Origin of the sequence: Spirillospora sp. CA-108201 (assembly GCF_050936235.1) — a bacterium.
Taxonomy (GTDB): domain Bacteria; phylum Actinomycetota; class Actinomycetes; order Streptosporangiales; family Streptosporangiaceae; genus Spirillospora.
In genome coordinates this window covers 4,465,592-4,479,915 of the sequence record NZ_JBNJNE010000001.1, presented here as the reverse complement: position 1 = coordinate 4,479,915, position 14,324 = coordinate 4,465,592, and the positions used below count along the sequence as shown (strand labels likewise).

Genomic DNA, 14,324 nt, shown 5'->3' with positions numbered 1-14,324 from the left:
TCGGCGGCCGAGACCGAATAGTTAGTGATCAAACGGCGGTGCCGATGACCCGCTGGCTACGATTGCGCGGCGCTGTGTGCCTTCACGGGGAACACGGCGGCTTACTTCTATCTTGCACGGAGGGGTCGATGGGCAGACGCAGGTGGGGGCCTCTGGCCGTGGGGGCCGCGCTCGCACTGGGGACGCTTACGGGGAGCCTCGCGGCAGGCGCCCCGGCGCGCGCGGACCAGAGGGGATCCGAGCCCGGGCACGGCAAGGTCGTCAACGCCGACCCGGCGAACCACACGCCGAACGTACTGGACGGCGAGGTCAAGTCGATCATCAAGATCGGCGGCAAGATCTACGTCGGCGGCTCGTTCACCCAGGTGAAGGAGCCCGGTGCCAACAAGCCGACGCTGACCCGCAACCGGCTGTTCGCCTTCGACGCCGCCACCGGCGCCATCGACCCCGGCTTCGCGCCCGACCTCGACAAGGGCGAGGCCAGCGCGCTGCTGCCCGCCCCCGACGGCCAGTCGATCTACGTCGGCGGAAGCTTCAGCGAGATCAACGGCGTCCGGCACTTCGTGCTCGCCAGGATCAGCGCCCAGACCGGCGCCCCCGTCGCCTCGTTCGACCCGCAGCTCGACGCCAAGGTCCGCGACCTGCGGCTGGCGGGGGGCCGGCTGTACGTCGGCGGCACCTTCGCGACCGTCGGCGGCGCCCCGCGGGCGGCCCTCGCCGCCCTCGACCCCCAGACGGGCGCCCGCGACGACTTCGTGGACCTGAACGTCACCGGCACGCAGACCGGCGACGGCGTCACGCAGATCTACAAGATGGACGTCACCCCGGACGGCTCCAGGCTCGTCGGCGTCGGCAACTTCAGCTCGGTCGCGGGCAGCACCCGGCGCCAGATCGTCATGGTGGACCTCACCGGCGCGTCCGCCCAGCTCGCGAACTGGGACACCGCCCGCTACGCCGACCAGTGCTCGCAGTCGTTCGACACCTACATGCGCGACGTCGAGTTCTCGCCGGACGGCGCCTTCTTCGTGGTGACGACCACCGGCGCCTACGGCGGCTCCGCGAAACTGTGCGACACCCAGGCCCGCTGGGAGAGCGCCGCCACCGGCGGCGGCCAGCAGCCGACCTGGGTGAACTACACCGGGGGCGACACCACCTACGCCGTGGAGATCACCGACACGGCCGTCTACACCGGCGGCCACTTCCGGTGGGCGAACAACCCGTTCGCCGGCGACAACCCCGGCCAGGGCGCGGTCGGCCGCGAGGGCATCGTCGCGCTCGACCCGGTCAACGGCCTGCCGTTCAGCTGGAACCCCGGCCGCGACAAGGGCGTCGGCGTCTTCGACATGCTGGCCACCGACGAGGGCCTGTGGATCGGCAGCGACACCGACAACGTCGGCGGAGAGTTCCACCAGAAGCTCGCCCTGTTCCCCCTCGCCGGCGGCGCGGCCGTCCCCGCCCACAGCACCGGCGAGCTGCCCGGGAACGTCTACTCCGGCGGCGGCATCGGCCTCGGGGCCGCCAACTACCTGAGGCACCGCTCGTTCGACGGCGCCGCCGCCGGCGCCGCCGTCGACGACGGCACCCTGGGCGTCGACTGGCGGACCGCGCGCGGCGCCTTCATGGTGAACGGCGAGCTCTTCTACGGCTCGTCGGACGGCCTGTTCCGGCGCCGCTCCTTCGACGGCGCCGCGCTCGGCACGGCCACCGCCATCGACACCGCCGACCAGCTCACGAACATGACGACCTGGCACTCGCAGGTGCAGAACATCACCGGCATGTTCTACGCCAAGGGCCGGGTCTACTACACGCGCGGGCAGTCCTCGCTCTACTACCGGACGTTCAACCCGGAGAGCAACGTCGTCGGCGCGCAGGAGTTCGTCGCGGTGAACAACCTGCCCGGCATGAGCTGGGGCTCGGTCGGCGGCATGTTCGTCGACGGAGCGAACCTCTACTACGTCAACAACGGCAACGGGCGGCTCTACCGGGTCGCGTTCTCCGCGGCGGGAGTCCCGTCCGGCTCGTCGACCGAGGTCGGCTCCGCCGACTGGCGCGGCCGGACGGTGTTCCTGTACGCGGGGGTTCCGAACCAGCCGCCGAGCGCCGCGTTCACCGGCAACTGCGACGGGCTCACCTGCACGTTCAACGCCGCGGGCTCGTCCGACCCCGACGGTTCGATCGCCTCCTACGCGTGGGACTTCGGCGACGGGGAGACCGGCACGGGCGCCGCGCCGCAGCACGCGTTCGCCGCGGCGGGCACCTTCACGGTCAAGCTGACGGTGACCGACGACCGCGGCGGCGAGGGCACCAGGTCCCAGGACGTGACGGTCGCGTCGAACCAGGTGAACATCGGCTACCGCGGCGGGGCGGGCGGCAACGGCAACGTCCAGACCGCCACGGCGCAGGTCCCGCCGGCGGTCCAGCCCGGCGACGGCATGCTGCTGATGCTGACGTTCAACAGCAGCGAGGCGACGCTGGCGACCCCGCCGTCCGGCTGGACGCAGGTCGGCACGCAGGCGGCGGGCACCGCGACGTCGGTCGTCTGGAAGCGCGTCGCCCAGGCGGGTGACGCCGGCACGCAGGTCGGCATCGGGTTCAGCGGCTACACCAAGGCCGACGTCCGGCTGCTCGCCTACGAGGGCACCAACGCCACCGACCCGGTCGCGGCGGTCGCCAAGGGCAGCGACGCCGGCTCCGTCACCGACCACACCAGCCCGTCCGCGCAGGTGGACGCCGCCGGGTCCTGGGCGGTGACGTACTGGGCGGACAAGTCGTCCAGCACCACGTCCTGGACGGCCCCGGCCGGCGTGGAGACCCGCGGCACCGGCATCGGCTCGGGCAGCGGCCGCATCACGGCCCTGGTCGCCGACAGCGACGGCACGGTCGCCACCGGCACGTACGGGGGCAGGACGGCGACGACCGACGCCGCCAGCCGCGCCGCCCTGTGGACCATCATCCTGGCCCGCAAGTAGGGACGCGTCACCGCACGTGCCACGCCCCCCGCCGGATCTCCGGCGGGGGGGCGTGGCACGTCAGGGGTCAGGGCCGCTGAAGGGGGCCTTCAGCAGAAGTCGCTCCAGGCCTTGCGGCTCTGGGCGTCGAGGAGGCGGAAGTCTCCGGTGCTCCAGTCGAGGTCGAAGTAGGAGACCCACAGGGCGCGGTTCTTGGCGAGATAGGCGTTGGTGGCGTTCAGCCAGGCGGCGCGCCTGTCGCCGTTGTCGCCCGAGACGAGGTAGCTGCCGGTCTCGGCGATGCCGAACGGGAGGTTCTCGCCCCTGCTGGTGGCGACGACGCGGTCGTACATGGCGGCCGGGTCGTCGTAGCGGCCCTTCTTCCAGCCGAGGTTGTACACGTCCCAGCCGAGGACCTGGATGACGTCGCGGCCCGGGTAGTAGTCGCGCCAGTCGCGCTTGGACAGCGGGTCGAGGCTCCAGCCCATCAGGACCAGGGTGGCGTGGACGCGCGGGTTGTCCGCCTTGTCGGCGAGGGACCGCAGCCGCCGCCACGCGGCGCGGTAGTCGGCGGCGGTGAACTCGCCGGAGGCGATGTTGTCCTCGGGCTCGTGGTAGTAGACCCAGTAGAGGTCGCGGTCGCGGGGCGCGGTGGCGAACCAGCGGGTCATCGCCCGGTCGTACTTGCCGGCGAGGACGTCCTTGGGCGCCAGCTTGAACGAGATGATCGGCGGGCGCTTCCCGGTGTCGGGCTTGCCCGGCCACGCCGGCGGGACGCCCTGGTAGAACAGCCGGACCGTCTCCAGGCCGCCGTAGGCGGCGTCCAGGCGGGTGAGGGCCTTCTGGAAGGTCTCGCCCTGCCTGAGTTCGAGGGAGAGGCCGCAGAGCGTCCGGCCGCCCGCCGGGGAGGCCTCGGGGGTCTTCACCGGCCGGGGGGTCTCCCAGGTGGGTTCCGGTCCGGGCGCGGGAAGCGCCGTGCCGGACGTCAGCGGCGACCGGCTCGGCGACGGCGGCCGTGCGCCCGGCCGGGTCCGCAGGACGAGCCGCGGGCCCTGGCCCGTCTCCCGCGAGCGCAGCGAGACCGCCGTCCGGGGGCCCTGGCCGGTGATGGCGAACGCGTAGAGGCCGGGGCCGGTGACCAGGTCGCCGACGTCGAAGGACACCGTGCCGCCGGGCCCGGTGGGGGCGGTCGCCACGACGGGGCCGGCGGCCGGGCGGTTGCCCCAGGACGTGGCGTCCTCGGTCCACGCGCCGGGCAGCGTGCGCAGCTCGACCTGGCGCGGCCGGTTCTCCAGCCGGTCGAACGTCATCTCCACGCGGGCCCGGGTGACCGCGGGGGTGCCGCGCGGCACCTCGAACGCGACATAGGCCTCGGTGTGCCAGTCGGGCCACGCCGAGGCGGTGATCTTCTGCGCGTCGCCGAACGTCGTGCCCGGCATCTCGCGCACGACGTAGGTGTCCGCCGTCGCGGACACGACCGCGTTCGCGCGGCCGGCGGCCGTGCGGGCGTGGTGGATCGGGCCCGCCCCCGACAGGGCCACCGCGCCCGCGGAGCCGCCGAGGACCAGCAGGGCGCTCGCGGAGGTGACGTAGAAGAACGGGCGGGGCCGGCGGCGGCGGTCGCGCCGCCGCCGCTGCCCGTCCGGCGGGACGGGCAGCGAGCGGCGCGCGTCGGGGCGGTGGTGGCCGCCGGTGACCACCTCGCGCCGTTCGTGATGGACCACGGCCCCCGTCCCCTCCCGCAGAACGTCCCCGCTCTTCATCTCATGCGAGCCGCCGGCTCACCCCGCGGGGAACATCCCGAGGCGGCCGTGGTACTCGTGCCCGAGCTGGTCGGTGTCGCTGCCGACGAGCATCCCCTTCGGGTGGGCGACCAGTGTCTCGACGCCGTGGCCGAGCGTCCGCGTGGGGTTCCACGGCAGCGCCTTGCCGGTCTTCGGGTCGAGCGCGCCGATGCCGGGGCGCGACACGGCGCCGGGGCCCGCGGAGTCGTGCCCGTTGGGGTTGTCCAGCCAGCGCTGGTGCCCGCCGACGTAGACGGCGGAGCCGGTCACGGAGGTGGACAGCAGCGTGTCGCCGCCGGTCCAGTTGACCCAGGTCGGCTTCTGCCCGGCCCCGGTGGCGGACGACTCCCAGCGGGCGGCCGAGTCGCACAACTGGGACTGGCCGTAGGGGCCGCCCGTGGTGACGACCACGAAGTACTTGCCGTCGGGGGAGAAGTCCATGCCCCGCATGTAGGTGTCGAACGCGGCGAGGTTGCAGGGGGTGGAGTACCGCTGGGTCGACCAGGTCGACAGCTTCGCGGTGCCCTTGCCCAGGTTGATCATCGCGATCTGGGGCCGGCTCTCGTCGTTGACCCGGGTGAACGTCCCGTTGATGACCATGCGGGTGTCGGTGGGGTCGACCGCCATCCGGTACACCTTGAGGTCGCCCGACCGGGGCTGGGCGACGGTGAAGTTGAACGCGTTGTCGGCGACGCCGGTGAGCCTGTCGACCCGCGCGAGGCCGGTGCGCGTCTTGCCGCCCGCCTTGGTGAACATGCCGCCGAGGTAGAGCCGGGCGCCGCGCACCACCATGGTGTAGACCCGGTAGTTCACGTTCGGCTTGAAGCCGGTGTGGACCTTGTTGGTCGAGACCCTGAGCGCGGTCACCGTGCCGGTGTTGGTGCCGTTGACGGCGGTGAACGTGCCGGCGGCGTAGATCCAGTCGCCGGACCCGGGCTGCAGCGCGTGGACGGTCCCGTTGACCTTCGGGACGAAGGCCGTGCTGATCTTCCCGTTCCGCATGTCGTAGGCGAACAGGTTGTGCCGCTTGAGCGTCTTCTTGCCGGTGCCGGCCTCGCGGACCTCCTCGAAGTTCCCGCCGACGACGACCCAGTTCCCCACGACGGTGATGGCGCGGACGGTGCCGTCCAGCACGTGCGGGGTGATGTTCACCGGGTTGGCGGAGACGACCGCCGGCTGGGAGATGTCGGCGGAGGCCGTGCCCGCGGCGGCGGGGACGGCGAGCGCCGCGAGCGCGGCGGCCGTGAGGCGGGCGATGGTGGGGCGCATGAAGGTGCTCCGGGATGCGGCCGGGGACGCTGATGGCATTGTCCTACCACATGGCTAGTTAGCGGGAAGGGGTTCCGGTCAACTGCGGCATAGGGGGCATCCGGCTCAGTCGGCGGGCGCCCTGCCGTGCCGCAGGCGATGGTAGAGGACCCGGGCCAGATAGGCGCCGAGTTCGACGGTGTAGCGGCGCCAGAGGCGGCGGGGCTCGCGCGCCAGGCGGTAGAGGAAGCCGACGCGCAGCTTCAGGACCCAGGCGGGGTAGTACTCGCGCCGTTCGGCGAGGTGCTCGAAGTACGCGCCGCACGTGACGATGACCGGCGCGGTGAGGCGGTCGCGGTACTCGGCGACGAACCGCTGCTGCAGCGGCGTTCCGAGGCCGACGTGCAGGATGTCCGGGGCCGCGTCGTTGATCTCGGCGACGAGGCGCTCGGCGGTCGCGGCGGGAATGCGGCCCCGCTCGTCCGCCCAGTGGCCGTGCTGCGTGCCCGCGATCTCCAGGCCCGGGTACCACCCGCGGACGTTCGCGGCGGCGGCCTCGGCGACGCCGGGCGCGTTGCCGAACAGGAAGACGCGCCAGCCCTCGTCGGCGGGCTGGCCGAACAGGTCGTCGGTCAGGTCGTCGTTGGCCATCCGGCCGGGGACGGGGCGCCCGAAGACCTTCGCGGCGAGCACGACGCCCCAGCCGTCCGGGAGGTTGAGGTCGAAGCCGTTCATCAGGTCGCGCAGTTCGGGGTCCTTCTGCGCCCTGAGCACGTAGTCGGGGTTGGCGAAGGTGACCGTCAGGCTGGACCGCTCCTTGACGGCCGCCGCCACGAAGGAGCGGAACCGCGCGACGTCCACGCGGCTGACCCGTACGCCGAGGACGTCGACGGTGTCATGCGGCCATCGTGGGTCCACGTTCGCTCTGCTCTCCTGACCCGCCGGCGCCGCCGGGGGAAACGGCCGGGGAGGGCAGCGTATCCCGGTTCGGCGCGGCCCGGTGGCGAAGGACGAGCCAGGCGGCGACCGTGGCGGAGGTGAGGACGACCATGGTCCAGGCCAGCGGGACGGGCGCGACGCCGAACATCTTCAGCGAGGAGGCGGCCAGGACGAGGGCCAGCACCCGCCGGATCAGGGCGCTCGGGGCCCGGGAGGAGATCTTGGAGCCGAGGTAGACGCCGGGGACCGAGCCGGCGAGCAGGGCGGCGGTGACCTCCATGCGGAAGTCGCCGAACAGCAGGTGGCCGATGGCGGCCGCGAAGACCAGCGGGACGGCCTGGAGCAGGTCGGTGCCGACGAGCTGGTTCGCCTTGAGCGTCGGGTACAGGGCGAGCAGCGCGACGATGATGAGGGAGCCGGAGCCGACCGAGGTGATGCCGACGACGAGGCCGCCGACGACGCCGATCAGCACGGTCGGGACGGGGCGGACCGTGATCTCGGGGGACTCGCCCTCGCCGGCCGCTCCGGCGCGTCCCCGGTGGGCGAGGTAGGCGCGCAGCACCAGGCCCATGGCGGCGATCATCAGCGCGGCGCCCATCGCCTTGCCGATGACGTTCTCCACGGAGTCGCCGTGGCCGAGCGCGCGGGCCAGCAGGACGCCGGAGAACGCGGCGGGCACCGAGCCCGCGCACAGCCAGCCCACCAGCCGCATGTTGATCGTGCCCTGCCGGTAGTGGACGGCGCTGCCCACCGGTTTCATCACGGCGGCGGCGACCAGGTCGCTGGACACGGCGGCGAGCGGGCTCACCCCGAAGAAGGTCACGAGCATCGGCGTCATCAGGGCGCCGCCGCCCATGCCGGTCAGTCCCACGATGATGGCGACGAGGAACGAGCCGAGCGCCATCGTCCAATCGAAGTCCATCGGCATGACCTACCTGCCATGTAGGAAATATAGTCAACACGATAGGCGACGGCTCCCGGATGGGGAAATACCGGGCGGAGGGGACAAATGGGGCGGGAGGGGCTATTCTGCCCGCACCCAGCCGCCGCCGACCAGCAGGTCGAGGACCTGGGCGACCGCCTCGTCGGGCGTCAGCCGCGAGGTGTCGAGCGTCAGGTCGGCGTCCTCCGGCTCCTCGTAGGGGTCGGAGATGCCGGTGAACTCGGGGATCTGCCCGGCGCGGGCCTTGGCGTAGAGCCCCTTGCGGTCGCGGCGCTCGCACTCCTCCAGCGGCGTCGCCACGTGCACGAGGATGAAGTCGCCCACGGCGGACACCATCCGCCGCACCTCGGCGCGGGTGGCCGCGTAGGGGGCGATCGGCGCGCAGATCGCGGTGCCGCCGTGCCGGGTGATCTCGGCGGCGACGAAGCCGATGCGGCGGATGTTGAGGTCGCGGTCGGCGCGGGAGAACGTCAGGCCCGCCGACAGCATCCGCCGGACGACGTCGCCGTCCAGCAGCGTGACCGTCCGGCCGCCGCGCTCCACCAGCGCGTCCGCCAGGCCGCGCGCGACCGTGGACTTCCCGGAGCCGGACAGGCCGGTGAAGAGCACCGTGATGCCGCGCGAGCGCTTCGGGGGCCGCGCCAGCGCCAGCTCGGCGGCGACGGCGGGCGGGGTGAACCAGTCGGGGACGGGCTCGCCCGCGTCCAGCAGCTCGTTCAGCCGCTCGGGGGTGAGCTCCGCCTGGACGTGGTCGGGCTCGATCCGCGCGACGGGCCGCCAGACCTCCACGTCGGCGTCGTAGGCCCACGGCTCCGGGACGACGAGCGGGACGGCGGCGCCCTCCGCCTCCCGGTCGGCGAGCAGGTGGGTGGCGCCGTAGGCGGCGGCGACGTGCGCGCGGAGCAGGACGTCGCGTTCCCGGTCGCCGCGCGCCGGCAGCGGCACGGGGATGATCTGGGCGCCGTCCGGCAGCTCCTTGCGGACGCCGAGCAGCGCCCGGACGAGGGACTCGTCGTGCCCGCCGCCGAGCAGCGGCAGGACGAGGACCTTAGCGGCGAGCCGCTCGGCGACCTGGCGGAGCTGGCCGAGCTGCTTGCGGTGCAGCGGCTCGCGGGTGGCCACCGCGAGCACGGCGCCCTCGAACGCGTCGAGCTCGTCCGGGCGGCGGCGCAGGCGGTGGAACGGTCCGTGCGCCGGGGCGCGGAGGGCCTCCAGCGGCCCGGCGAGCCGCCACTCCCGGGTCGTCGGGTCCTGCCACTCCTCGCCGACCTTCAGCACCGCGAGCGGCACGCCCTCGGGGTCCTGGAGGACGACCCGCTCGTGGCCGGTCAGCTCCTCGGGGACCGCGAGCGTGACCGGCACCGGCCACGGCGTGCCGTCCGCGAGCCGCCCTCCGGCGATCACCATGGCGGCGTCGAACGAGCCGAGGAAGCCCGGCAGCGGGCGGTACACCCCCGCGAGGACGAGTTCGAGGTCGGCGAGCTCGACCGGGTCCGGGGTCCAGGCGGGCAGGTCGCGCAGCGTGTCGGGAAGGCCGGCTTCGGCGGTCACCGCGATCTCCGATCCCGCCCGGCGAGGCGGCCGGGCTCATCCATGACGAGCAGGGGTTTCGCAGGAAAAATACTGCCCCGCCCCGGCCGTGCGCACGCCCGCCCCGGCCGGGACGGCCGGCCGCCCCGATCAGATGACCCGCGCGAAGCGGTTCTCGGGTTTGCGGATGACGAACGTGACCTCGCTGTGGTCCGCGGTGAGGCGCCCCCGGGTGACCGCCGACACCAGCCGGCACAGCAGGTCGGCGGGGCCGGTTCCGGCCCCGAGGGCGTCGAGCGCCTGCCGCGACGAGTACTCCTCGGCGACGACCAGCCCGCGCATGACGCAGTACCAGCGCAGGCCCGACCGGGACGCGACCCGGTCGTAGATCGCCGCGGGCGGGCTCGTCCGGACGACCGGCACGGGCCGGGACGCGGCCCGCTCCTGGCCCGCGGGCGCCGTCAGGACCTCTCCCGCCGGGGCCGGCACGATGCCGCCCGGACCGGCCCCGCCCTCGCCCGCCGGTCGCGGGACGCGGGCGTGGGCGCCGCGGGCGCGCCGCGGGCGGTCGGCGGGCGCCGCGCGCCCCGGGCGCAGGCGGCGCCGCCCGGACGCGCGCAGCCAGCGGGGGAGCGTGCGGTCCAGGAACCCGAACGCGGTGTCGCGGTCGCGCAGGTGGACCAGCAGCAGCCCGCCGGGCTTCAGCGCGGCGACGAACCGGTCGAGCACCAGCTCGGCGTGCGGGATGCGCTCGATCAGGTACGAGGCGTGGACGATGTCGAAGGCGCGCGGCGGCAGCGGGACGGTGCGCAGGTCGCCGAGGTGCCAGGTGTCGAGGTCGGGCCGCTCGCAGGTGTAGGCGCGCAGCTCGGGCGACTCCCGGTCGACTCCCGTGACCTCGTGCTCGTGGTCGCCGAGATCCAGGCCCGTGCCCCAGCCGCAGCCCGCTTCGAGGACCTGGATGCGCTGCAGGGGCTTCTCCAGGGCGTACTGGCGGGCGCGTTCTGAGAAGAGATCACCGCCGTTGACCGGCGACGTACGCAGATCGGTCACAGTCTCGCAGCGTAATCGCCCGGATGCGCTCCGTCCGCTATTTGCTTTTTCTTGGCGACGGCCGTGTCGCCTTCCGTGCCGGCCGGGTCGCGGAGCGTGAGCCCCGCTGCGCAGGGACGCGCGCTTCGGCGGCGGCGGAACGAGCGCCGCCGGGGGGCGCGTACGCTGGTACGCGGTACCGGGGTCCCTCAGGATTCCGGCTTTTCGGGCTGCCCTGACTCGGGGCGATCGGCCACATTGCGGGCGAATATCGGGCGAATAATGACGCTTTCTGGACTTGTTGACCTTGCGTGCACCGATCCCGGTCTGCGGAACGCGCTCGCGCGGCCGCGCACGGACCGGGAGATCGTCGCGCCCGCCGCGCTGTGGCCGATCCTGGCCGCCGCGCTGAGCCGCCGCCTGGGCGGCGACGGCGGGGGCGTCGTGCTCGCGGTGACCGCGACCGGCCGCGAGGCCGAGGACCTGACCGCCGCCCTGTCGAGCCTGCTCGACCCCGAGCGCGTCGCGCACTTCCCGGCGTGGGAGACGCTGCCGCACGAGAAGCTGTCGCCGCGCTCGGACACGGTCGGGCAGCGGCTGGCGGTGCTGCGCCGCCTCGTCCATCCGGGCGCGGGCGGCCCGCCCGGCGGGGACGGCGCCGCGAAGGGCGGCGCGCTGGACGTCGTGGTGACGCCGATCCGCGCGGTGCTCCAGCCGATCGTGTCCGGGCTCGCCGACCTGGAGCCGGTGCGGCTCGCCTCCGGCGAGGACGCCGACATGGACGACGCCGTCCGGCGCCTCGTCGAGGCCGGGTACCACCGCGTCGACCTGGTGGAGAAGCGCGGCGAGATCGCGGTGCGCGGCGGGATCCTCGACGTGTTCCCGCCGACCGAGGAGCACCCGCTCCGGGTGGAGTTCTGGGGCGACACCGTCGAGGAGATCCGCTACTTCAAGGCCGCCGACCAGCGGTCCCTGGAGGTCGCGCAGGGCGGGGTGTGGGCGCCGCCGTGCCGCGAGCTGCCGCTGACGGAGAAGGTGCGCGAGCGCGCGAAGCTGCTCGCCCAGGAGCACCCCGCGCTGGAGGAGATCCTCGGCCGGATCGCCGACGGCGACACCGTCGAGGGCATGGAGGCGTTCTCGCCCGTCCTCGCCGAGAGCATGGAGCTGCTGACCGACCTGCTGCCGGACGGGTCGGCGCTGCTGGTCTGCGAGCCGGAGCGGATCCGCACCCGGTCGGTGGAGCTGGTCCGCACGAGCCAGGAGTTCCTGGAGGCGAGCTGGGTCAACGCCGCCGCCGGGGGAGAGGCGCCGATCGACCTCGGCGCCGCGGCGTTCCGCTCGCTGGAGGAGGTCCGCGAGCACAGCACGGAGCTGGGGCTGCCGCGGTGGAGCGTGACGGCGCTGAGCCCGCTGGCGGCGGGCGGCGCGGCCGGTGAGATCCCGGACGGCGAGTCCCTCGGCGGCGGCGCGGAGACGCTGAGCCTCGGGGTGCAGCCGGCGGAGGCGTACCGGGGCGACACCTCCCGCGTCGTCGGCGACCTCAAGGCCTGGACGGACGGCGGCTGGCGCGTCGTGCTGGTCACCGCCGGGCACGGGCCCGCCGAGCGGCTCGTCCAGCTCGCCCGGGAGGAGGGCCTCGGCGCGCGGCTCGCCGATCTGGCCGGGGAGCCCGAGCCGTCGGTGGTCACGGTCACGACCGGGCTGCTGGACAACGGGTTCGCCTGGGAGCCGGTCAAGCTCGCGGTGCTGACCGAGACCGACCTGTCGGGGCAGAAGTCGTCCACGCGGGACGCGCGGCGCATGCCGTCGCGGCGGCGCGGCGGCATCGACCCGCTCCAGCTCAAGCCGGGCGACTACGTGGTGCACGAGCAGCACGGCGTCGGGCGGTACGTGGAGATGGTCAGCCGGACGGTGCAGGGCGCCACCCGCGAGTACCTGATCCTGGAGTACGCCAAGAGCGACCGGCTGTTCGTCCCGACCGACCAGCTGGAGGAGCTCACCCGCTACGTCGGCGGCGAGGCGCCCAGCCTGCACCGGCTCGGCGGCGCCGACTGGCAGAAGGCCAAGTCCCGCGCCCGCAAGGCGGTCAAGCAGATCGCCGGGGAGCTGATCCGGCTCTACTCGGCGCGGATGGCGAGCCCCGGCCACGGCTTCGCGCCCGACACCCCGTGGCAGCGGGAGCTGGAGGACGCCTTCCCCTACAACGAGACGCCGGACCAGCTCGCCGCCATCGACGAGGTCAAGGGCGACATGGAGCGGCCCGTCCCGATGGACCGGCTGATCTGCGGCGACGTCGGCTACGGCAAGACCGAGATCGCCGTGCGGGCGGCGTTCAAGGCCGTCCAGGACGGGCGGCAGACGGCGGTGCTCGTGCCGACGACGCTGCTGGTGCAGCAGCACCTGTCGACGTTCAGCGAGCGGTTCGCGGCGTTCCCGGTCGTGGTGAAGCCGATCAGCCGGTTCCAGTCCGACAAGGAGATCGAGGAGACGCTGCGCGGGCTGTCGGAGGGCTCGGTGGACGTCGTGGTCGGCACGCACCGGATCCTGTCGTCGCAGACCCGCTTCAAGAACCTCGGCCTGGTGATCATCGACGAGGAGCAGCGGTTCGGCGTCGAGCACAAGGAGGAGCTGAAGCGGCTGCGGACGCAGGTGGACGTGCTCGCCATGTCGGCGACGCCGATCCCGCGGACGCTGGAGATGGGCCTCACCGGCATCCGCGAGATGTCGACGATCCTCACCCCGCCGGAGGAGCGCCACCCCGTCCTGACGTTCGTCGGGCCCTACGAGGAGAAGCAGATCGCCGCGGCCGTCCGGCGCGAGCTGCTGCGGGAGGGCCAGGTCTTCTTCGTGCACAACCGCGTCCGCTCCATCAACAAGGTGGCGGCGAACCTGGCGCGGCTCGTCCCGGAGGCGCGCATCGCGGTCGCGCACGGCCAGATGAACGAGCACGAGCTCGAGAAGGTCATGGTCGACTTCTGGGAGAAGAACTACGACGTCCTCGTCGCGACCACGATCGTGGAGTCCGGGCTGGACGTGCCGAACGCCAACACCCTCATCGTCGACCGCGCGGACATGTACGGGCTGTCGCAGCTCCACCAGCTGCGCGGGCGCGTCGGGCGCGGCCGGGAGCGGGCCTACGCCTACTTCCTCTACCAGCCGGAGCAGCCGCTCACCGAGACCGCGCACGAGCGGCTCGCTACGCTGGCGCAGCACACCGAGGTGGGCGCCGGCATGTACGTCGCGATGAAGGACCTGGAGATCCGCGGCGCGGGCAACATCCTCGGCGCCGAGCAGTCCGGGCACGTCGCCGGCGTCGGGTTCGACCTGTACGTCCGGATGGTCGGTGAGGCGGTGCGGGACCTGAAGGAGGGCGGCGGCGAGCCCGAGGCCGTCGAGACCAAGGTCGAGCTGCCGGTCGACGCGCACCTGCCGCACGAGTACGTGCCGGGCGAGCGGCTCCGGCTGGACGCCTACCGGCGGATCGCCGCGATCACCTCCGAGGACGAGATCGGGGCCGTGCACGAGGAGCTGAAGGACCGGTTCGGCCCGCTGCCGGTCCCGGTGCTGAACCTGCTGGAGGTCGCCCGCTTCCGGGCCAAGGCCCGCAGGGCGGGGCTGAGCGACGTCACCCTGCAGGGGAACTTCGTCAAGTTCATGCCCGTGGACCTGCCCGACTCCAAGCAGGTCAGGCTGCAGCGGCTGTACCCGAAGAGCATCCTGAAGCCGGCGACCGACACCCTGCTCGTGCCCGGGCCGAAGACGGCGCCGCTCGGCGGCCGCCCGCTGCGCGACCAGGAGCTGCTGAAGTGGGCGACCGACCTGGTGGACGCGCTGTTCCTGGAGTCCGCGGCGCGGCGCTAGGCTGGCGCCGCCCCCCATCCAGCGACGAGACGAGGAATC

The 14,324-nt window shown here is 73.4% G+C and carries 8 protein-coding genes; 2 read left to right on the top strand and 6 right to left on the bottom strand.

Annotation, left to right across the window (positions count from 1 at the left end; translation table 11 throughout):
- Positions 1-128: 128 nt before the first annotated feature.
- Complete coding sequence (locus ACQEU6_RS21655) at positions 129-2,969, top strand: PKD domain-containing protein (RefSeq protein ID WP_499334400.1); 2,841 nt, start codon at positions 129-131, stop codon at positions 2,967-2,969.
- Positions 2,970-3,058: 89 nt separating this feature from the next.
- Here ACQEU6_RS21655 and ACQEU6_RS21650 read toward each other — a convergent pair whose 3' ends face one another.
- The 6 genes from ACQEU6_RS21650 to ACQEU6_RS21625 all read right to left on the bottom strand — a co-directional run bounded on the left by ACQEU6_RS21650 (position 3,059) and on the right by ACQEU6_RS21625 (position 10,445).
- Complete coding sequence (locus ACQEU6_RS21650; protein WP_499334399.1) at positions 3,059-4,711, bottom strand: CBM96 family carbohydrate-binding protein; 1,653 nt, start codon at positions 4,709-4,711, stop codon at positions 3,059-3,061.
- An 18-nt stretch (positions 4,712-4,729) separates the two neighbouring features.
- Positions 4,730-6,001: a hypothetical protein gene (locus ACQEU6_RS21645; RefSeq protein ID WP_499334398.1), complete on the bottom strand. Its 1,272-nt coding sequence runs from the start codon at positions 5,999-6,001 to the stop codon at positions 4,730-4,732.
- 105 nt (positions 6,002-6,106) lie between these two features.
- A complete protein-coding gene (locus tag ACQEU6_RS21640; protein ID WP_499334396.1) occupies positions 6,107-6,898 on the bottom strand; it encodes a WecB/TagA/CpsF family glycosyltransferase in 792 nt (263 codons plus the stop codon).
- Positions 6,876-7,841 (bottom strand): sulfite exporter TauE/SafE family protein, encoded by a 966-nt coding sequence (locus ACQEU6_RS21635; protein WP_499334394.1) that lies wholly within the window; start codon positions 7,839-7,841, stop codon positions 6,876-6,878. Before ACQEU6_RS21635 ends, ACQEU6_RS21640 begins: the two co-directional genes overlap by 23 nt.
- Positions 7,842-7,943: 102 nt before the next feature.
- A complete protein-coding gene (gene cysC / locus ACQEU6_RS21630) occupies positions 7,944-9,413 on the bottom strand; it encodes an adenylyl-sulfate kinase (protein WP_499334393.1) in 1,470 nt (489 codons plus the stop codon).
- 129 nt (positions 9,414-9,542) lie between these two features.
- Complete coding sequence (locus tag ACQEU6_RS21625) at positions 9,543-10,445, bottom strand: class I SAM-dependent methyltransferase (protein ID WP_499334391.1); 903 nt, start codon at positions 10,443-10,445, stop codon at positions 9,543-9,545.
- 261 nt (positions 10,446-10,706) lie between these two features.
- On the opposite strand from ACQEU6_RS21625, the gene mfd reads away from it, so the two are divergent.
- Positions 10,707-14,285, top strand: a complete 3,579-nt coding sequence (gene mfd, locus ACQEU6_RS21620; RefSeq protein ID WP_499334389.1) for a transcription-repair coupling factor — start codon at positions 10,707-10,709, stop codon at positions 14,283-14,285.
- The last annotated feature ends 39 nt before the right edge of the window (positions 14,286-14,324 follow it).